Below are 19,046 nucleotides of genomic sequence, written 5' to 3'. Positions count from 1 at the left end.
AGGAGACCCTCATGCGCCACGCACTCAACCGCCACGCACTCGTCGTTGCCGCGACCTTGACCCTCGCCGCGTGCGCCAGCGCACCGCCGCCCGCACCGGCGCCGCCGCCGACGCCGAGCACCGCGCAGGAAGGGCAGGCCAATCTCGCGTCCGCATCGGGCAGCCTGGTCAGCGGTCGCGTGACGTTGTCGCCGATGGGCGACGGCGTGCATCTCACCGGCACCATCGGCGGCTTCCTTCCCAACAGCGTGCATGCGATCCACGTGCACGAGAAGGGCGATTGCACCGCGGCGGATGCGAGCAGCGCGGGCGGTCATTTCAATCCGACCGGCCAGCCGCACGGCAAGTCGAGCGCGGCCGCGCACCACGCGGGCGACATGGACAACATCGTCGCCGACCCGCAGGGACAGGCGAACCTCAACATCCACCTCGCGGGCGTGTCGCTCGGCGGCGGCGCGGCGAACGACATCGCGGGCCGCGCGCTCGTCGTGCACGCGGCGGCGGACGACTACACCTCGCAGCCTGCGGGCAACTCGGGTGCGCGCGTGGCCTGCGCACCGATCAAGATCATTCGATGACCGCGCACGCCTTCCGCATCCGCCCCGCGCATGCCGCGGACGCGACGCTGATCGCCGACTGGAACGCGGCGATGGCGAAGGAAACCGAAGGCAAGACGCTCGATTCCGCCACCGTGCGCGCGGGCGTGGCCAGCGGCATCGCCGATCCGGCGAAGGCGCGTTACTTCGTCGCGATGGAAGACGCGCCGATCGCCGGTGCGGAAGTGCTGGGCGTGCCGGTCGGCACGCTCATGCTGACCAGCGAGTGGAGCGACTGGCGCAACGGCGCGTGGTGGTGGATCCAGAGCGTGTACGTGCCGCCGGAACATCGGCGCAAGGGCGTGTTCTCGGCGTTGTACCGGCATGTCGAGGCGATGGCGAAGGACACGCCGGGCGTCATCGGGTTGCGCTTGTGCGTCGAGCGCGAAAACGAGAACGCGCAGCGCACGTATGAATCGCTCGGGATGGAAGACGAGGGGTACAAGGTCTTCCACGCGTTGCTTGCGAATGTGCCGGGGCTGTCGCCTCCGCGGGAATGACGCGCCTCGCGTGAAGCGCGCGACGCTTACGCCAACTCGGCGTGCGCGTCGTTGTCCTTGTCGCAATGCACGAAGGTCACCGGGATGCCGTGGGCTTCGAGCACCGCGGCGAACTGGCGCTGGCGTGCCTGGAAATGTTCGAACGCGCGTTCGAGCTTGTCGCATTCGCTCGTCGTTTCGTGCGCGGCCTGCGCGGCGTAGCGTTCGCGCCAGGCCTGCGGCGTGAACAGTGCGATGCGCGCCTCGCGATCGGCGTAATGCACGACCGGTTCGGGGCCGCTTTCCAGCCATTCTTCCGCATCGGGCTCGAGCAGCGCGGCTTCGACCACGGGCCACAGCGGCGCCAGGCCCGCGTGTTCGTACTGCAGCGCCATCATCGCGGCCAGGTCGTGCAGCGTGAGGTAACGCGCGTGTTCGACGCGCATGCCGAACGCATCCTGGGCGAGCAGGGCAGTCGCGGCGCCGGCCATGCCGCGTTCCATGAGGTCGCGCTCGAATACGTCGCCGACGCGCGCGGCGATCGCGCCGTCGCCGCCGAGCACGAACGGCACCAGGCGCAACGGCCCGCCCGCATGTTCGGGTTGCGGCGTGAGGGCGCCCGGCAGTTTGTCGTCGTGCGCACCGAAGGCGATCACGCGTCCGCTCGCGTCGCCGGGCGCACGCGCGGCCAGCTGATCGAGCTCGCGATGCAGCGACCAGCCCGGGCGCAGGAGTTCGACAACGTCGTAGTGCGCCCCGACGGTCACCAGCTGCAAGGCGTCGGCCTCACTGGCGAAGCCCGCGAGGTCCTGCGCCATGCGCTGCGCGAGCGCGCCCGCGTCGGCCTGGGGCAACGCCTCGCGTTCGGCGTGGGTGCCGGGCGCCAGCTCCAGCGCCAATGCGCCGAGCAACTGCAGATCCGGCGTCGTGTCGTTCATCTGGGGTCCGGGAACGTGGATTGGCCCCGATGGGGGTGGGGTTTACACTGCGTCGCATTATGCCCGCGCGGCTCGCGCGCCGGGCCGCGATCGACGAGGTAGTCCGATGCTGCACGGCCGTCCCGTCGCCATCCTCGGCGGCGTCCGCATCCCCTTCTGCAAGCAGAACACGGCGTATGCCGATGTCGGGAACCTGGGCATGTCGGTACGCACGCTCGGGGCCCTCGTCGAAAAATACGGCCTCCACGGGCAACAGCTCGGTGAAGTCGCGCTCGGCGCGGTCATCAAGCATTCCAGCGACTGGAACCTCGGGCGCGAAGCGACACTATCGTCGGGCCTGTCGCCGCTGACGCCGGGCATCACGCTGCAGCGTGCGTGCGGCACGGGGCTCGATTCGGTCGTGCACATCGCCAACAAGATCGCGACCGGCCAGATCGACGTGGGCGTCGGCGGCGGTTCGGACACCACGTCCGACGTGCCGATCGTCTACGGCCAGAAGCTCCGCCGCCGCATCCTCGCCGCCGCGATGGCGAAGACGACGAAGGACAAGCTCGCCGCGTTCAAGGGCTTCCACTTCCGCGAACTCAAGCCCGATTTCCCCGGCGTCGCGGAACCGCGCACCGGCAAGTCGATGGGCGACCACTGCGAGGACATGGCCAAGCAGTGGAACATCTCGCGCGATTCGCAGGACGAACTTGCAGTCGCTTCGCACCACAAGCTCGCCGCGGCGTACGACCGCGGGTTCTTCGACGATCTCGTGGTGAGTTTCCGCGGCGTCGCGCGCGACAACATCCTGCGTCCCGATACGTCGATCGAGAAGCTCGCGACGTTGAAGCCCGCGTTCGACAAGACGTCGGGCCGCGGCACGCTGACCGCCGGCAACTCCACGCCGCTCACCGATGGCGCGTCCGCGTGCCTGGTCGCGACGGACGAATGGGCAGCCGCGCATGATCTCGAAGTGCTGTGCCACCTGCGCGATGCGCACGTCGGTGCGGTCGACTTCGTGCATGGCGAAGGCCTGCTGATGGCGCCGACGATCGCCGTGCCCGAGATGCTCCGCCGCAACGGCCTGACGCTGCAGGACTTCGACTTCTACGAAATCCATGAAGCGTTCGCCGCGCAGGTGCTATGCACGCTGCGCGCGTGGGAGAGCGAGGAATACTGCAAGACGCGCCTCGGCCTCGAGGCGCCGCTCGGTCGCATCGATCCCGCAAAGATCAATCCGAACGGTTCCTCGCTCGCGGCCGGTCACCCGTTCGCGGCCACCGGCGCGCGCATCGTCGCCACGGCGGCGAAGGAACTGAAGGAACGCGGCGGCGGTCGCTGCCTCGTGTCGATCTGCACCGCCGGCGGCATGGGCGTCGTCGCGATCCTCGAGCGCTAAGCACCATCCCCGCGAGAGCGGGGATCAAGGCTCGCTGGCGACTTCCGGTTCTCCGCCTTCGCGCGGATGGCGTGCTTCGGTACGCACACGCGCGAAACGCCAGCCGACCAACGCCGCTGCGGCAAGCAACACGCCCGCCAGCAGGAACGGCGCGCCCGGCAACTTCGCCGGCGCGTGATCGCTGATGAACAACGCGAACACCGACGTGTAGACCGCGGGACCGGCGACACCCGCGAGGCTCGCCAGGCTCGTGAGCGCACCCTGCATGCGGCCCTGCATTTCCGGTTCGACCTGGTGCGTCACCATCGCCTGCGTCGACGGCATCGCGAGCGCCCAGAACGCCATGATCGGCATGCCCATCAGGAAAATCGTGCCCGTCGGCGCGAAGCCGTAGATGGTGAAACCGACGACGCCACACGCCAGGCCGAGCAACAACGCGCGGCGCTCGCCGATCGCGCCGACGATCTTCTTCACCAGCACCGCGTTGACGATCACGCTCAGCACGCCAACGACGCCGAGCACGTAGCCGACGATGCGTTCGTCCCAGCCGTACGCGACGTCGGCGAACAGCACGAACACGCTCGGATACACGTAGTGCGCGAGGTTCACGAGGAAGACCACCGCGGCCAGGCCCCAGATCGCCGGGTACCTGCGCAACAGCCCGAGTGCGGCGAACGGATGCACGCTGCGCACGTCGAACTTCGGCGTACGGCGTTCGACCGGGTGCGATTCGGGCAGCACGAACCACCCGTACGCGAAGTTCAACAGCGCGAGCGCCGCCGCGAACCAGAACGGCAGGCGGATGTCGTAGTGACCGAGTTGGCCGCCGATCGCCGGGCCGATGATGAAGCCCAGGCCGAACGCGGCGCCGATCATGCCGTAGGCCTGCGCGCGCTTCGACGGTTCGGTGACGTCGGCGATGTAGGCGTTCGCGGTGGTGAAGCTCGCCGAGAAGATCGCCGACACCACGCGTCCGACCAGCAGCCACGGCAGCGTTTGCGCGACCGCCATGAAAATGAAATCGACGCCGAGCCCCAGGCACGAGAACAGGATCACCGGCCGCCGCCCGAATCGATCCGACAACGCCCCCTGGATCGGCGCGCTGAAGAACTGGATGCCGGCGAACAACACGCCGAACACGCCGACCCAACCGACCGCCTCGACCATGTCGCCGCCGGTGAACTCCACCAGCAGGTGCGGCAACACCGGGATGATGAGGCCGAACGCGAGGATGTCGATCAGGACGGTGATGAAGATGAAGGCGAGCGCGGCCTTGCGCGCGCCGGGCAGGGCGTTGGCGGTCACGGGGGGCGGACTTCCGGGAAAACTGCGGCGGCCAGTCTAGACCGTCCGTCGGCATGGTGTCCGCTGGTAGCGGGCCGGAGCGTTCGTCCAACGTCCCCCGAGAACGGCCCATCTCCGGGCCGCGCCACCGTGCGCTATTGCGTATTCCTGAGCTACAGCCACAACGACGCCCACTGGGCGCGATGGCTGATGCGCAAGCTCGAGTCGTACCGCGTGCCGAAGCGGCTGGTCGGCACGCACGGACGCGATGGGCCGATTCCCGCGCGCCTCGGCGTCGTGTTCCGCGATCGCGACGAGCTGCCGACCGCGGGCGACCTCAGCACGACGATCAAGGAAGCGTTGTCCGAATCCGCCGCACTGGTGGTGGTGTGTTCGCCAGCGTCTGCGCGATCGCAGTGGGTCGACGCCGAAGTGCGCTCGTTCCTCGCCAACGGCCGTGCCGATCGCGTGTTCTGCTTCATCGTCGACGGCGAACCGACGGTCGACAACTGCTTCCCGCCGTCGACGATCGAGGACGGACGCGAGCCGCTCGCCGCCGATGCGCGCGCGGAAGGCGACGGCAAGGATCGCGCGGTTCTCAAGCTGATCGCCGGATTGCTCGGCGTCGGCTACGACACGCTGGTGCAACGCGAAGCGCAGCGGCGCAATCGTCGGCTTGCCCTGGTCGCCGCCGCTTCGGTCGCGGGCATGGCGATCACCTCGAGCCTCGCGATCACCGCGCATCTCGCGCGCAACGATGCGCAACGCCGGCAGGCGCAGGCCGAAGACCTGCTCGGCTTCATGCTCGGCGACCTGCGGCAGAAGCTCACGACGGTCGGCCGCCTCGACCTGATGCGTACGGTCGACGACAAGGCGACGACCTACTTCGCCGAACTCGATCCGCGCGATCTCAGCGACACCGCGCTGGAAGAACAGGCGCGCTCGCTCACCGGCATCGGCCAGGTGCGCCTGGAAGCCACCAACTACAAGGCGGCGATGACCGCGTTCCGCGAAGCGCACGAACGCACGAGCGCGCTGTACGAACGCGACACGAGCAAGGGCCAGCGCCTGTTCGATCGTGCGCAGACCGAATACTGGATCGGCTACGTCGCGATGCAGGAAGGCAACCTCGACGAAGCCGAGCGCTGGCTGACGCGCTATCGCGACAGTGCGCTGCAACTGGCGCCGATGGACCCGAAGAATTTCGACTGGCAGAAGGAAGCCGCGTACGGCTACCACAACCTCGCGGTGATGCAGGAAACGCGCGGCCACCACGAGGCCGCCGAGCATGCGATGAAGCGCGAGCTCGAGTTGTTCCGCGGCTGGGTGAAGCAACGCCCGAACGACCAGAAGCTCAAGGAAGAAGAGGCGGTGATCATTTCCTGGCTCGGCACCAACGCCAAGCGCCAGGGACGCGACGCCGAAGCGGAGACATGGTTCGCCGCGCTGCTCGACTCCGCGACCGCGCGCCGGAAGGCCGAACCCGATGTCGCCGAATGGCGCCGCGATTGGGTCGACGCGCAGTTGCTGCTCACCGAGGCGCGCTTCGACAACGGCGACTTCGTCAATGCACGCGTCGCGATGGAAGCCGCGAATCGCGAGGCCGACGCACTTCGTCGCCACGATCCCGAGAATCGTACGTGGGCGAGCCAGCAGGCGATCGCACGTTACTGGCGCGCGGCGCTGGACGGCATCGGCCAGCCGCGCCGCGCGATGCCGATCGCGAAGGAAGCCGAACAGATGTTCGCAACGATGTTGAAGGCAGAGCCCAACGACACGCGCGTGTCGAAGTGGCTCGAGCGCACCCGCAAGCTCGAATCCAACCTGGCCCGGCAGGAGGTGGCCCTCCAATGAGCAACGACAAGATCGCGACGCTGCACGTCGCACGCGAGCCCGCAAGCAAGGACTGGACGCCCACGATGGGCAGCGACGACAAGGAGTACTGGTACCACTTCGACGGCGGGGAAGGCGGACACGGCGTCTTCCACGCGCGGAAGAACGAGAAGGCCGTGGAGTTCACCGTGCGGCTCGATGCCGACAGCGACTTCCGCATGCACGACGTGACGTTCGAGAACTCCGGCGACCAGTTGTGGATGGACAAGAAGAAGTCCAATGCGAACCGCCTTGTGATCGACGACGCGAACACCGAAGGCATGGATGGCTACTACTGCGTGATCGTCGAAACCAGGGACGGCGCTGTGCAAATCCCGTGCGATCCGATGATCAAGAACGACCCGAGACCCCCTTCCTGATTTTCCCCCAACTTCAACGACGGAGCTTTGCCATGCCCAACCAGGAGAGTGTCAACCTCAACGTCAAGTTCGGCCCGCAACCCGGCCAAGGGTGGACCGAGGTCATCGCCGCGAATGGCCAGGTCTATGCGTTCAAGTACTCGGGCGGCGCGAACAACAACGGCGGCCTGGAAACCCAGGTCGGGCAGGGCACGGCGACGATCAACGTCAGCCTCAGCACCGACAATCGCTACAGCATCTCCGACGTCGTATTCACCGGCGATGGAAACAACCAACTCACGCGCAGCATCGGGTCGACCAGCGCGGCCACGATCACCGACATCAACACGGTCGCCGAAACCGCCGACTATTGCGTCGTCGTCGCCGACAGCGTCGGCAACACCACCATCCTCTGCGATCCGATGATCAAGAACGATCCGAAGACGCCGATGGCCATGATGGCGCAGCCTCGCATCGTCCACAGCTGAGCAGTCCGCGTGGCGTCGAAGTCGTAATCACGCACCACCCGGACTCGGAAGCTCGGCCGCACTCGGCGGCTGGGCTTCCGGATCCTCGCGGAAGTTCGGCGGCAGGCGGTTGTGCACGGACGTCGCCGCGATCGCGGCGTGGCCCACCGCGACGCTGATCTGGTTCAACGCACTGACGATGTCGCCGATGGCGAACAGGCCGTCGACGCTCGTCTGTTGATGTCCGTCGACGTGCAACTCGCCGTTCTCGTCGACCTGCGCGCCGAGCGCGGTCGCCAGCTCCGACTGCGCGTTGCAGCCCAGCACGGGATACACGGTGTCGAAGCGATGCACGCTGTCGTCTTCCAGGCGGAACACGCAGCAACGGCCGTCGTGTTCGAGGGAGCGTGCAACGGGAAGCACCGAGACGCGCGCTTCCTGCGCAAGGCGCGCGCATGCGTCGCTCGGTTCGCCCGCCTCCGATCGCACCGCCACGACGTTGCGCGAGAACGTGCGCAGGAACACCGCGTGGCGGATCGCGACGTCGGCCGGCGCGTACACCGCGATGCGATCGTCGCTCGCTTCGTACGCATCGCACACCGCGCACATGCGCACGACGTTGCGCGCGATCGCGTCTTCGAGGCCGGGCATCGACGGCATCTGGTCGACGATGCCGGTGGCGAGGATCACGTAGCGCGCGGTCCATCGCGTGCCGTCGTCGGCGCAGGCGATGAAGGCGTCGCCGTCGCGTTCGAGCCTGGCGATGCGTCCACTCACGATCTCCGCGCCGTAGCCGACCGCCTGCGCGCGCAACTTCTCGAGCAACGCGGGGCCGGCGACGCCGAACGGAAAGCCCGGACAGTTGTGGCTCGTCGGAATCCAGCGCGCGCGGCTGCGTCCGGCGTCGACGACGACCGCACGCCGATGGAAGCGCGCCAGATACGTGGCCGCCGTCAGGCCGGCGGGACCGGCGCCGACGACGAGGCAGTCGAGCTCAGCGGTGCGCGTGGCCGACGGAGATGAACTGGAGGAACTCGCCGCGGGTGCGTGCGTCTTCACGGAAGGTCCCGAGCATGGTCGAAGTCACCATGCTCACACCTCGCTTGTGCACGCCGCGCGTGGTCATGCATTCGTGCGCGGCTTCGACCACGACGCCGACGCCGAGCGGATTCAGCGCGCGCTGGATGCAACCCGCGATCTGCGCGGTCATCTTCTCCTGCACCTGGAAACGGCGCGCATAGGCTTCGACCACGCGCGCGAGCTTGCTGATGCCGACGACCTTGCCGTTCGGCAGGTAACCCACGTGCGCGCGACCGATGATCGGCGCCATGTGGTGTTCGCAATGGCTCTCGAACTGGATGTCGCGCAGCACGATCAGCTCGTCGTAGCCCTCGACTTCCTCGAACGTGCGCGCAAGATAGTCGTCGGGATCGAGCGCGTAACCGCTGAACCAGTCTTCGTACGCGCGGACGACGCGCTTGGGCGTGTCGAGGAGGCCTTCGCGCGCGGGGTCCTCGCCGGACCAGCGCAGCAGCGTGCGGACGGCGGCTTCGGCGTCGGCGCGGGAAACGTTGTTGCGGGAATCGCTCATCGCGGGGCGGCCCTGCATGCGGGGGCCGCCATGGTACCGGCTGTTCAGCGCGGCCGCGGCATGTGCTCGGCCTTGCCGAGCGCTTCGTCGAGCGAACGCCATGCGTGCTCGACCGCCGGGCGGGCCTCGAGCCACGCCATCCGCGACCCGAAGTGGGCATTCGCCTCCCACGCACCCTGCAGGATCGACTCGGCTTCGGCGAAGCCCGCCTCGCCGTGCTGTTCGTAGGTGTCCAGGCCATAGCGATAGGCGGGGCCGTAGTCGTGCCAGGTGTAGCCGGCCCGGTAGTAGGGCATCGACTGGTAGATCTGTTCGAAGTGGCCGAGGTTCTCGCGTCGGTCGCGCGACTCGGCGACGCGGTCGCCGACCGTCGCACCCAGCGCCACGCCGGCGATCCCGCCGATGGCCATGCCGGGCGGACCCGCCACCACCGCGCCGAGCGCGGCGCCCGCGGCGCCGCCGGCGAGTGCTGCGCCGCCCGTTCCGACCACGTGGTCTTTCTTCAGGATGCTCATCGCGTCGACTCCTGGTGGGGCGGCTGTCGATGCCATGCTCTGCGGCGAGGCGTTCAATGCCGGTGAAAAAAGCAAGGGCCGCATCGGCGGCCCCTGCGTCCGGGTTGCCCCGGCTCGTCTAGCGATGCGTTCGCACCGCGAGTCGTTGCGGCACGGGATCAGCGACCGTCGCGGTCGGCATCGCCCGGCATCGCGCGTTCGACGTAGTGCCAGCCATCGCGCACGGCGCCCTTGGCTTCGTTCCAGGCCAGGCGCGAGTTCGCCTTGCCGGATTCCCAGCCGCGCTCGAGATCGCCTTCGACGTCGTCGAAACGCTGGCCGCGATACTGGCCATAGGTGTCGTAGCCGTACTTGTAGGCCGGCTCGTAATCGCTCCAGTCGCGCGTGCTGTTGTAGTACGCGGTGTCGCGGTACGAGTTCTTGAAGTGGTCGTTGTACTCGGTGGGGTTGACCGCTTCGGCGATCTTGCCGCCGGCCTTCGCGCCGAGGACGCCGCCAGCCAACGCACCCACCACGGTCCCGACCGGACCGCCCGCCGAACCAACTGCCGCGCCCGTGACCGCACCCGTCACCGCACCCGTGCCTTCACCAACGCTGTGGTCCTTCTTGATATCGCTCATCTTGCTGCTCCTGTCGTGGGGACGACGCGTCGAAGCGCGACGCGACGCTGCGCAACTTAGGCATTACGCGGTGCAGCGACAGTGAAGAATTTCCGCTTGAAGTTGAATGTTCGGCAACAACGACGCCGCGGCGAATTCAGCTTGTTCGACGAAATGTTTTTCGTCACGCGCGTTGCACGCGTCAGGCACGCAGGCGTTGCGCAAGACCCGACACGCGTTGCGCGCGCACCGACAACGCGGCGCGCAACACACTCTCCGACGCGCACACATGCAACGTGTCGCGTGCGCGCGTGATCGCGGTGTAGACGAGTTCGCGAGAGAGCGTACGCGCGGGTTGCTTCGGCAATTGCAGCCACACGGTGTCGAACTCCGAACCCTGCGCCTTGTGCACCGTCATCGCGAACGCGCCGGCGTGCGCGGGCAGGGCGGCAGGATGGAACGGACGCAGGCCCGCCGCGGTGCGGAACCAGACGACGCTGCCATCTTCGCCACGCAGGCACAGACCGAGGTCGCCGTTGAACAGCCCGTGGCGATAGCTGTTCTCGGTGATCGCGACGAGACGCCCGTGGAAATACGGATCGCGTTGTGCGCCGGCGAGCGCTTCCTCGATGCGTGCATTCAGCGCGACTGCGCCCTGCGGTCCATGTCGCAGCGCGGTGAGCAGGCGGGCCTGCTGCGCGAGGACGAGCGCGGCTTCGATCGCATCGGGCGCGTCGGCGTCGACGGCGCCGAGCACGCGCCACGGCGCGAGCAGGGGTTCGCGCAACGTGGAGGCCAGCGTGTCGGTCGTGTCTTCGTGGAAATGCACGCCGCGCAGTTCGCCGCCGCGCAGCAGGGCAAGCGCGGTGTCGGCGTCGCCGTCGCGGATCGCGGCGGCGAGCGGCGCGAGGTCGAATGCATCGGCCTGGCGATACGTGCGATGCAACGCCACGCGCAGGCCTGCGAAGCGCGCGGGCGTCGCGATGGGCGCGGCGAGTTCGGCGAGGGTTTCGCCATGCGCATCGTCGGCCACCGTCGTCGCCGCATCGACGATCGCCGCGAGCACGTCGCCGGCTTCCACCGAAGGCAACTGGTCGCGATCGCCGAGCAGCACGAGGCGCGCGCCGTCCGGCACTGCTTCGACGAGCTTGCACATCAGCGGCAAGTCGACCATCGAGGCTTCGTCGACCACGATCAGGTCGTGCGGCAACGGGAGATCTGGGCCGTGGCGAAACTGCGGACGATCGTGAATCGCACCGAGCAGGCGATGCAGCGTGCCGGCATCGGTCGGCAACGCATCGCACAGTGCGGCATCGAGACCCGCTTCGCGCAATCGGTCGACGGCGATGCGCAGGCTCTGCGCCATGCGTTCGGCGGCGCGGCCGGTCGGTGCGGCGAGCGCGATGCGCAACGGACGCTGCGCGAGGTGCGCCTGCGCGGCGGCCAGCAGCAACAACCGCGCGATCGTCGTCGTCTTGCCGGTGCCGGGTCCGCCGGTGACCAGCAACAACGGATGCCGCAACGCAAGCGCGGCGGCGCGCGCCTGGTGCGCGTCGCGCGCACCGCGCGGGAACAGGAGATCGAACACCGGCGCGAGCGCATCGATGTCGCCCGCGTCGAACGCCGCGGCGGCGATCCGGCGCAGGCCCGCGGCGAGGCGCCGTTCGTATTCGCGATAGCGGCGCAGATACAGCAGGTCGCCTTCGAGCACGAGCGGCATTGCGCTGTCGGCCTCGTCATCGGCCGCCGGACGCGCGACCCAGCGCGACGTCGCGAGCGCATCGCGCAACGTGGCATCGCCATCGAGGTCGAGCGCCGCATGGCCCTGCGCGATCGCGAAGGACGCACGTGCGATGGCATCCACGACGCGCGGATCGGCGCCGGGCTCGCGTCGCGCGAGCACTTGCGCGAAGGCCAGGTCGAAGGCGCGCGGAGCGTCGTCGCGTTGCGCACTCATGCAATGCCTCCCAGCAGATCGTCGACCGCATGGATCAATTCCGGCGAAAGTGCCGGGGTCGCGACGCCGCGCGCGGGATCTCCCGCATCGAGCCCGCGACAGAACAGGTAGCGCACACCGCCGAAGGCCTGCGTCGCCGCATCGCGTCCACCCAGGCGCATGCGCAACCAGCGATGCACGGCGACCGCGTACAGCAGGGCCTGCAGGTCGTACTCGCTCGCCGCCATCGCCTGCGCGAGCGACGCCGCATCCCACCCGGGCAGGCGGTTGGACTTGTAGTCGATGACGTACACGCGCCCGTCGACGCGATAGGTGAGGTCGATCTTGCCGGTCATCAGGCCCGACAGGCGCGGCCATGTGCCGAAGTCGCGGCGTCCCGTCGCGATGCCGTGCGCCTGCAGCACGGCCAGCAGCGCCGGCACGTCCGCGTCGGCGAGCGTGAAGTGGAATTCGAGTTCGGCGACGCGCGCGGCATCGTCGACATCGGCCAGGCGCACGCCTTCGGGCAACGGCGCGTTGAGCGTGCGCGCGATCAGCGGCGCGAGTTCTTGCACGCCGGCGTCGAAATCCGACTCCGGGTAGTCCTGCGAACGCAACGCATCGCGGAGGATCGCGCGTTGCTTCGCATCGATGTTCGTGCCGTCGAGATCGCGCCATTCGGCGAACGCGACATGCTCCAGCGCGTGGTGCAACGCATTGCCGAAGCGCGTGCCGGCGAAGCGCGGCGCGACCGCTTCCTGCGGATCGATCGGCGCGAGCGGACGCTCGTCGTCGGCGGGCGCTTCGTCGGCGAGCGCCTGCATGCCGTGCGCGTGCTGGCGATGCAACTGGCTGAAGCTGTGGATCCACCAGTCGCGGCGCAGGCGGCGTTCGGGCGTACGCGGCGCCGGGATCGCATCGGGGATCGCGGGCGGAAGACGCGCGTTGTCGCCTTCCCCGGGCTCGCGCATCGACAACACGTCCTGCGCTGCGTCGTTCGGCAACATGCCGCCGAACAGGCGATGCAACGACGACTGCGTATTCGACGCGAGCGGGCCGGTCGCCAGCCACAACGCGTCGCGCGCGCGGGTCAGGCCCACGTACAGCAGGCGCATGTCTTCGGCGACGTCTTCGCGCTTCGTGAACGTGCAGGCTTCGTCCCAGGACGGCGCACCGGGTTGCGGCTGGCGCGTCTTCCACTGGCGGACGCGGCGCCCGGTCGCATCGTGGTACTGCACGACGCGCGCCTTGCTGCCGTTGGCGCGACCGATGGCCGCGAACGGGAGGAACACGAGCGGGAACTCCAGGCCCTTGCTCTTGTGCAGCGTGAGGATCTGCACGCGGCTCGCGTCCGATTCCAGGTTGGGCCACTGGGTTTCGTCTTCGCGGTCGAAATGCGCGATCGCCGCGCGCAACCAATCGACCTGGCCCTGCGGACCGAGCCGACGCGCGCGCGCTTCCTGCAGTTGCTCGCCGAGTTGGAGCAGGTGCGTCATGCGTCGCTCGCCATCCGCGAACGCGAGCATGCGCGCGGCTTCGCGCGCGACGACATCCGCGAGCATCGGCTGCGGGCCATGCGCTTCCCAGCGCAGGCGCCAGTCGGCCAGGTCCTGTTGCCAGCGGCGGCGTTGTTCGCCGTCGGCTTCGAGCGCCTGCAACGCGGCGGCGTCGTAGCCGAACAACGGCGTGGCGAGCACCGCGCGCAGGCGGCGCTCGTCGCCCGGCGTCGACAAGGCGAGCAAGAGTGCGAGCAACTGCTGCGCTTCATCGGATTCGTAGAGGCTGCCGCGACCGGCGCTCACCGCGGGCACGCCGAGGTGCGTGAGCGCATCGCGGATCGCGATGCCTTCGCGGTGGCTGCGCACGAGGACGGCGCAGTCGCGCGGTTCGATCGGTCGATGGCCCGCGCCGTCCCTACGTGTCGCCCGTTCGAAGCGCGCACGCATCAACAGATCGCGAATGGCGCGCGCGCACGTGCGCGCGGCGAGGTCGATGGATTCGTCCTTCGACCATTCTTTCTTGCTGTTCGGCTTGGCCGGCAACAGTTGCAGCGTGATTGCCGGCGCATCGCAGTCGTCGATGCGCAGGTCCGCATCCAGCGCGCGACCGCCCGGCTGCGTCGCCGCGAATACGATGCCTTCGCCGAGCAGCGCATCGGCCGCGGGCGCGGCATCGAACAAGCGGTTGACCGCCGCGAGCACGCACGGGCGTGAACGGAAGTTGCGATCGAGCGGCGCTGCGATGGATGCGGTCGCGCGCGCCTCCAGGTACGTCTGCACGTCGCCGCCGCGGAAACGATAGATCGCCTGTTTCGGATCGCCGACCAGCAACAGGCCGCCGTCGCCGAACAGGCGCGAGAAGATCGCCCACTGGCGCGCGTCGGTGTCCTGGAATTCGTCGACCAGGACGAGCGGGAACTGTTCGCGCAATGCGTCGGTGAGCGCCGTTGCGACGTTCGGATCGTCGGTCGCCGCGAATACCGCGTCGACGAGATCGTCGAAGTCGCGCACGTGCGCGTCGCGCTTGATCGCCTGGTCTTCGCGACGCGCGTCGTCGCGCAGCGCATGCAGGCGCAGCAGGTCGACAGCGTCGTCGGCCGTGAGGTAACGCTGCACCGCGTCGCCCAGCGCCGACTGCGGAATGCGCGCGTACTGGCTGCGCAGTACGATCTCTTCGAGGTATGCAGGCGTCAGCCGATCGAGTTGCGGATGCGTGCGATGCGGCGGCGCGTCCGATTGCGCGGAAAACCAAGCCCACAACGCGTCGAGCGGGATCGCCTTGTTCTTCGCCTTGCTCAGGACGCCGGTCGCGACGGCGCCGCGCAGTGCTTCGAAGGTCGCTTCGCCTTCCGCGAGGAAGAGACCGCGCACATTGCGCCACGCATCGGCGCGCGCGTCGATCGCCTCGCTTCCCGGCGGCGGTGGAAGCAGCGGCTCGAGCGGCAGCAGATCGCGCAGCAAATTGGCGAGGCCATCGACATCGCGGAACGTCCGCTGCAGGAAGTCCGCGCCTTCCGGCGTGCGCGCATGCGTGCGCCACAACACCACCGCGAGGCGGCTGCGCTGCGCGGCGTTGCCGGGCTCGATGTCGGTGCGCAGCAGCGGCTGGCCGGCGAGCAGCGCGTGTTCTGCGAGCAGGCGCTGGCAGAAGCCGTGGATGGTGGTGATCGCGGCGAGGTCGAGGTCGCGCACGCCGCGCTGCAGGCGCAGGCGCAAGGCGGGCAACGATTCGCGCGACGCGTCGTGCAGGGCGTCGTGGAGCAGGCGGCGAAGCAGCGCGGTTTCCGCATCGTCGCCTTCGCGTTCGGCGCCGTCGCCTTCCTGCCATTGCGCAGCAAGTTGCGCGGCGGCCTGCAGGCGCAGGCGCACGCGCTCGTGCAGTTCCTGGGTGGCGGCGACGGTGTAGGTCACCGCGAGGATCTGCGGCACGTCGAGGCGTTGCACGATCACCGCGCGCGCGAACAACCCCGCGAGCGCGTACGTCTTGCCCGTGCCGGCGCTGGCCTCGACCAGGCTGCGCGCGTCGAGCGGCGTGTCGAAGACGGTGGCGCTCATGCGAACACCCCGGCGTCGAGCGGCTCGCCGCTCTCGAGCGCGGCGAACAGCGCCACGGAAAGTTGCGCGAAACGCTTCAGCGCGTCTTCGTCGCCGTCGTAGAACGGATCGCGCCCGCGCAGGGCCACGCGCGTGGCAGGCGTGGCTTCCGCGCGGCCGCCGTCATACGACGTGCCCATCCAGGTGTTGCGTGCGGCGTTGATCGCGGCATCGGCGTCCTTCTCTTTCAACACCTCGACGAAGCAGTGGCCGCTCTTCGGCAGGAACACCTGCGGCGTGCGCATCGCGGCGTCATGCCACGCGAAGAACGCGTCGAGCGTCGCGGCGGCGCGCTTCGGCGTGGGCAGTTTGCGGTCGCTCCACACCGGCGGCGCATCTTTTTCCGGGCGTGCGAGCTCGAAGAACCTGAGGCCGAGCAGCGACGCGCACAAGCGTTCGAGGCCGTGACGCACCGCGTGCCCGCCATGCAGGCCATCGGGACGCAGCACCACGCGCAACACGCCGGGTCGATGCACGCCGTCGAGTGTGCCGCGCAACGCACCCGCGGCGGACTCGTGCGCGAAGGACGCGCGCGTCGCGACGTCGCCGAAGCCCTTGTCGAGCGCCAACTGCGCGAACGGCGCGATGTCTTCGAGGAGATCGGCGATCTGTGCGCGTCCATCCGCACCCGGTGCGACGAGCGCGCGTGCGAGCAGGCGTGCGTGCAGCGCATGCGCATCGGGTCGCCCGTTCGCGCGCATCCATGCGTCGAAGACGGCGTGGCGCAGCGTGTACTGGTCGAGTGCATCGGGGGCGCCGAGCGGCTCGTGCTCGGCGAGCGGCGGCTCGTCTTCCGGCAGGCGGAGACCGAGACCTTCCTGCAGGTACACGGCTTGCGGCCGCATCAGCGAGCGACGCAGGCGGTCGAGCGACAACGGACCGCGCGACGTCTCGCGCTGCGGCAACCAGAGTTCGGCCGGCGCGAAGACCGGCGCATCCTCGATGCCCGCCGGTTCGTTCGACGCCGCCTGCCAGCGCGCGTCGTAACTGAAGCGGCGCGGTTCGATCTTCGCATCGGCAGGCAATCGTTCGCCCGCGTGCGCCGCGCCGAACGCCGCCGGCGAGAACGGCTGCAATGCGTGGCGCACGACGAGCGCTTCGCGCACCTGTGCTTTGTCGCCGTCGTGGTACGCCGCGGCCGCGTCGAGCAGTTCTGCGACGAGCGTCGACGGTTCGCGCCGCGAGTTGTCGCGCGGGTCCATGCCGCACCAGCTCAGCGACAACACGCGGCCCGCGGATGCGAACAGCTGCAGGAACAGATAGCGGTCCGCATCGCGCCGCGAGGGATCGCCCTTGCGCCGATCCGGCGTGCCGAGTGCGTTCGCGATGCGATTCAGCGGATCGCGCCCTTCGCGCGCGGGGAAGGCGTCCGCGTCCATGCCGAGCAAACACGTGACGCGGAACGGGATCAGGCGCATCGGCACCATGCGGCCGAAGCAGATGCCGCCGGAGAGGAACGGTGCGCGCGCATCGGCGGTTTCGAGTTCGCTGCGGAGTTGTTCGAGCACGATCGCGTGTTCGACCGGCGTGTCGTAGTCCGCGCGCGCCGCGCCCTCGGAGAACCGGCCGACCGCATCGCGCAGGCGGCGCAGGATGCTGGCGTCGCTGCTGTCGCGCGCGGGCGCGAAGGCTTCGTCGAGCAGGCGATGCAGGAGCGTCGCCCAGGTCGCGGGCGCATGCGGCCCTGCGAGGCGCGAGCGCATTTCGCGCAACATCGCCACGCAGCGCAACAGCGCATCGAGCGCTTCCGCGGCCTGGCCTTCGAGTTCGGACCACGGTGCGATGCCGGCGATGTCTTCCTCGCTGCCGCTCGCGTAACCGAGCAGCAAACGTTCGATCGCGAACTCGATGGTGTACGCGTCGCCGTCCGCGCCATGGCGCGCGCGGTCGTTCGCGTCGAGGCCCCAGCGCGCGCCCGCGCATTCGAGCCAATCCTGCACGCGCATGCGGTCCGCGTCTTCCAGGCCGAAGCGCGCGGCGATCGCGGGCACCGCGAGCAGATCGAGGAGGTCGGCGAGCGATGGCGCGTGCAGCGGCAGCTCGAGCAATCGCAGGAATGCTTCGGCGATCGGCGCGCTCGCGAGCGGGCTCGTGTCGGCGATGGTGAAAGGCAACTCGCGCGCGGTGCCGAGCGCGCCACCGAAGACCGCTTCGATGTGCGGCGCATAGGCGTCGATGTCGGGCGCGAGCACGGCGATGTCGCGCGGCTGCAGCTGCGGTTCGCCTTCGCGTCGCGTTTCGAGCAGCGCGCGCAACTGGTCGTGCAGCACCTGCACTTCGCGCAGGCGCGTGTGGCAGGCGTGGAATTGCAGGCTCGCGTCGAAGCGATCGACCTGCGCGCGCGGCCACGCGTCGTCGACGTTCGCGTGCATCGGCGCGCGATTGTCGAGCAGGTCGGCCTGCATGCGGCCGAGCAGGGTGTCGCGCACGGGTTCGGCGAAGGGCGCGAGGTCGAACGACGGCGTCGCGATCTCGCCGCCGACCAGCATCGCGACGAAATCGCGGCCGGCCTGGCCCCAGGCGCCGAGCAGCGGATTCGGCGGCGTGTCGTCGGCCGCGAGATACGCATCGTCGAGCGACGGCGTGTACGCGGACCAGCGCCCGAGGTCGCCCCAGAAGCCGCGCGCGGGCGAATGCAGGTAGAAATGCTGCGTGCCCGCGCGCGCCTGGCTCGCGATCACCTGCAGCACGTCGGGCGAGACGTTCTGGCACGCGAACACGAACAGGCGCGGCGGCAATTGCGCCGGCGCCTCGCGCCCCTCCGGACCGAATCGTTCGAGGTAATCGCCGATGCGCCGCGCGCGATGCGCCCGGTCGCGCGCGATCGACCGCCACAGCGTCGCTTCCCAATCGTCCTTCGGCGCGCGGCGCTCCCAGCCGAGCAGCCAGTCGCGGCGCCAGGCCTGGTACTTCTCATAGGTGTCGGCGAGCGCGTTGGCGAGCGACCAGGCCTTGCGCGGGTCGGTCTCGTTGCCGAGGAAGCCGGCGAGCGCGGCGGGCGGGCGACGCTGGAGTTCACGCAGGACGTGCCATCGCAGAGTCTCGGGCTCGAGGCGGTCGGCGGCGGGCGCGGGGCCGAGGTTCGCGTCGAGCGCGAAGTCGACGAACTCGCCGGGCGTCAGGAAGCGCAGGTTCGCGCAGATGCCGGCCTGTTCGGCGAGCGCCTGCTGCAGCCAGCGGCGCATCGAAAACTGCGGGACCAGCACGACATCGGGCCGCAACCAGTCGCCATCGTCCGGGATGCGTGCGACTTCGGCGGCCAGCAGGCCGGCGAGCACGTCCAGTGCGTTGCCGTGGTAAAGGCGGAAGTCGGGGCGTCCTTGCATGGACGGAATGATGCCGGACGGCGTCGCATTCTCCGAGACTGGATCGCGCCGACCGCCGCTTGATGCCCGACGTTTGCGACAATGCGCGGCGTCACCCTTTCACGTTT

At 69.1% G+C, this 19,046-nt stretch carries 15 protein-coding genes; 6 read left to right on the top strand and 9 right to left on the bottom strand.

Going from position 1 to position 19,046, the window contains the following annotated elements:
* The first annotated feature begins 11 nt into the window (after positions 1-11).
* Together LK996_RS08605 and LK996_RS08600 are read left to right on the top strand one after the other, a co-directional pair.
* Positions 12-578, top strand: coding sequence for a superoxide dismutase family protein (locus LK996_RS08605; RefSeq protein WP_230526687.1), 567 nt, complete (start codon positions 12-14; stop codon positions 576-578).
* Positions 575-1,096 carry a GNAT family N-acetyltransferase gene (locus LK996_RS08600; RefSeq protein WP_230526686.1) on the top strand — a complete coding sequence of 174 codons (522 nt, stop codon included), beginning with the start codon at positions 575-577 and terminating at the stop codon, positions 1,094-1,096. The genes LK996_RS08605 and LK996_RS08600 overlap by 4 nt, the downstream gene beginning before the upstream one ends.
* Positions 1,097-1,122: 26 nt before the next feature.
* Here the strand turns inward: LK996_RS08600 and LK996_RS08595 are convergent, their stop codons facing one another.
* Positions 1,123-2,013 (bottom strand): hypothetical protein, encoded by an 891-nt coding sequence (locus tag LK996_RS08595; RefSeq protein ID WP_230526685.1) that lies wholly within the window; start codon positions 2,011-2,013, stop codon positions 1,123-1,125.
* 106 nt (positions 2,014-2,119) lie between these two features.
* Here LK996_RS08595 and LK996_RS08590 point away from each other — a divergent pair, with 106 nt between their 5' ends.
* Complete coding sequence (locus LK996_RS08590; RefSeq protein WP_230526684.1) at positions 2,120-3,397, top strand: acetyl-CoA C-acetyltransferase; 1,278 nt, start codon at positions 2,120-2,122, stop codon at positions 3,395-3,397.
* Between the two features lie 24 nt (positions 3,398-3,421).
* Here LK996_RS08590 and LK996_RS08585 read toward each other — a convergent pair whose 3' ends face one another.
* Positions 3,422-4,702, bottom strand: coding sequence for a TCR/Tet family MFS transporter (locus LK996_RS08585; protein WP_230526683.1), 1,281 nt, complete (start codon positions 4,700-4,702; stop codon positions 3,422-3,424).
* Here LK996_RS08585 and LK996_RS08580 point away from each other — a divergent pair.
* Genes LK996_RS08580 through LK996_RS08570 form a run of 3 tightly spaced genes read left to right on the top strand, consistent with a single transcriptional unit; the run spans position 4,592 to position 7,400 of the window.
* Positions 4,592-6,535 carry a TIR domain-containing protein gene (locus tag LK996_RS08580; RefSeq protein ID WP_343225860.1) on the top strand — a complete coding sequence of 648 codons (1,944 nt, stop codon included), beginning with the start codon at positions 4,592-4,594 and terminating at the stop codon, positions 6,533-6,535. The genes LK996_RS08585 and LK996_RS08580 overlap by 111 nt on opposite strands.
* On the top strand, positions 6,532-6,933 hold the full coding sequence (locus LK996_RS08575) for a hypothetical protein (protein WP_230526681.1): 402 nt from the start codon (positions 6,532-6,534) through the stop codon (positions 6,931-6,933). Before LK996_RS08580 ends, LK996_RS08575 begins: the two co-directional genes overlap by 4 nt.
* 32 nt (positions 6,934-6,965) lie before the next feature.
* Positions 6,966-7,400, top strand: coding sequence for a hypothetical protein (locus tag LK996_RS08570; RefSeq protein ID WP_230526680.1), 435 nt, complete (start codon positions 6,966-6,968; stop codon positions 7,398-7,400).
* Positions 7,401-7,427: 27 nt separating this feature from the next.
* Here LK996_RS08570 and LK996_RS08565 read toward each other — a convergent pair whose 3' ends face one another.
* The 7 genes from LK996_RS08565 to recC all read right to left on the bottom strand — a co-directional run bounded on the left by LK996_RS08565 (position 7,428) and on the right by recC (position 18,939).
* Complete coding sequence (locus LK996_RS08565) at positions 7,428-8,438, bottom strand: NAD(P)/FAD-dependent oxidoreductase (protein ID WP_230526679.1); 1,011 nt, start codon at positions 8,436-8,438, stop codon at positions 7,428-7,430.
* Positions 8,374-8,970: a GTP cyclohydrolase I FolE gene (folE, locus tag LK996_RS08560; protein WP_230526678.1), complete on the bottom strand. Its 597-nt coding sequence runs from the start codon at positions 8,968-8,970 to the stop codon at positions 8,374-8,376. The genes LK996_RS08565 and folE overlap by 65 nt, the downstream gene beginning before the upstream one ends.
* Before the next feature lie 44 nt (positions 8,971-9,014).
* Positions 9,015-9,485: a hypothetical protein gene (locus LK996_RS08555; protein WP_230526677.1), complete on the bottom strand. Its 471-nt coding sequence runs from the start codon at positions 9,483-9,485 to the stop codon at positions 9,015-9,017.
* Between the two features lie 158 nt (positions 9,486-9,643).
* Entirely contained in the window at positions 9,644-10,105 is a 462-nt protein-coding gene (locus LK996_RS08550) for a glycine zipper domain-containing protein (RefSeq protein ID WP_230526676.1), read from the bottom strand.
* A gap of 181 nt (positions 10,106-10,286) precedes the next feature.
* On the bottom strand, positions 10,287-12,041 hold the full coding sequence (gene recD, locus LK996_RS08545) for an exodeoxyribonuclease V subunit alpha (RefSeq protein ID WP_230526675.1): 1,755 nt from the start codon (positions 12,039-12,041) through the stop codon (positions 10,287-10,289).
* Positions 12,038-15,574: a UvrD-helicase domain-containing protein gene (locus tag LK996_RS08540; protein ID WP_230526674.1), complete on the bottom strand. Its 3,537-nt coding sequence runs from the start codon at positions 15,572-15,574 to the stop codon at positions 12,038-12,040. Before LK996_RS08540 ends, recD begins: the two co-directional genes overlap by 4 nt.
* Positions 15,571-18,939, bottom strand: coding sequence for an exodeoxyribonuclease V subunit gamma (recC, locus tag LK996_RS08535; protein ID WP_230526673.1), 3,369 nt, complete (start codon positions 18,937-18,939; stop codon positions 15,571-15,573). Before recC ends, LK996_RS08540 begins: the two co-directional genes overlap by 4 nt.
* Positions 18,940-19,046: the final 107 nt, after the last annotated feature.

The organism is Noviluteimonas lactosilytica, from assembly GCF_020866925.1.
GTDB lineage: Bacteria > Pseudomonadota > Gammaproteobacteria > Xanthomonadales > Xanthomonadaceae > Noviluteimonas > Noviluteimonas lactosilytica.
This window is presented reverse-complemented; position numbering and strand designations above follow the sequence as displayed.

What these genes read in the sequence shown, in the direction of transcription:
- LK996_RS08605 (WP_230526687.1), top strand. Translation starts at nt 12, where the DNA reads ATGCGCCACGCACTCAACCGCCACGCACTCGTCGTTGCCGCGACCTTG.
- LK996_RS08600 (WP_230526686.1), top strand. Translation starts at nt 575, where the DNA reads ATGACCGCGCACGCCTTCCGCATCCGCCCCGCGCATGCCGCGGACGCG.
- LK996_RS08595 (WP_230526685.1), bottom strand. Translation starts at nt 2,013, where the DNA reads ATGAACGACACGACGCCGGATCTGCAGTTGCTCGGCGCATTGGCGCTG.
- LK996_RS08590 (WP_230526684.1), top strand. Translation starts at nt 2,120, where the DNA reads ATGCTGCACGGCCGTCCCGTCGCCATCCTCGGCGGCGTCCGCATCCCC.
- LK996_RS08575 (WP_230526681.1), top strand. Translation starts at nt 6,532, where the DNA reads ATGAGCAACGACAAGATCGCGACGCTGCACGTCGCACGCGAGCCCGCA.
- LK996_RS08570 (WP_230526680.1), top strand. Translation starts at nt 6,966, where the DNA reads ATGCCCAACCAGGAGAGTGTCAACCTCAACGTCAAGTTCGGCCCGCAA.
- folE (WP_230526678.1), bottom strand. Translation starts at nt 8,970, where the DNA reads ATGAGCGATTCCCGCAACAACGTTTCCCGCGCCGACGCCGAAGCCGCC.
- LK996_RS08555 (WP_230526677.1), bottom strand. Translation starts at nt 9,485, where the DNA reads ATGAGCATCCTGAAGAAAGACCACGTGGTCGGAACGGGCGGCGCAGCA.
- LK996_RS08550 (WP_230526676.1), bottom strand. Translation starts at nt 10,105, where the DNA reads ATGAGCGATATCAAGAAGGACCACAGCGTTGGTGAAGGCACGGGTGCG.
- recD (WP_230526675.1), bottom strand. Translation starts at nt 12,041, where the DNA reads ATGAGTGCGCAACGCGACGACGCTCCGCGCGCCTTCGACCTGGCCTTC.
- LK996_RS08540 (WP_230526674.1), bottom strand. Translation starts at nt 15,574, where the DNA reads ATGAGCGCCACCGTCTTCGACACGCCGCTCGACGCGCGCAGCCTGGTC.
- recC (WP_230526673.1), bottom strand. Translation starts at nt 18,939, where the DNA reads ATGCAAGGACGCCCCGACTTCCGCCTTTACCACGGCAACGCACTGGAC.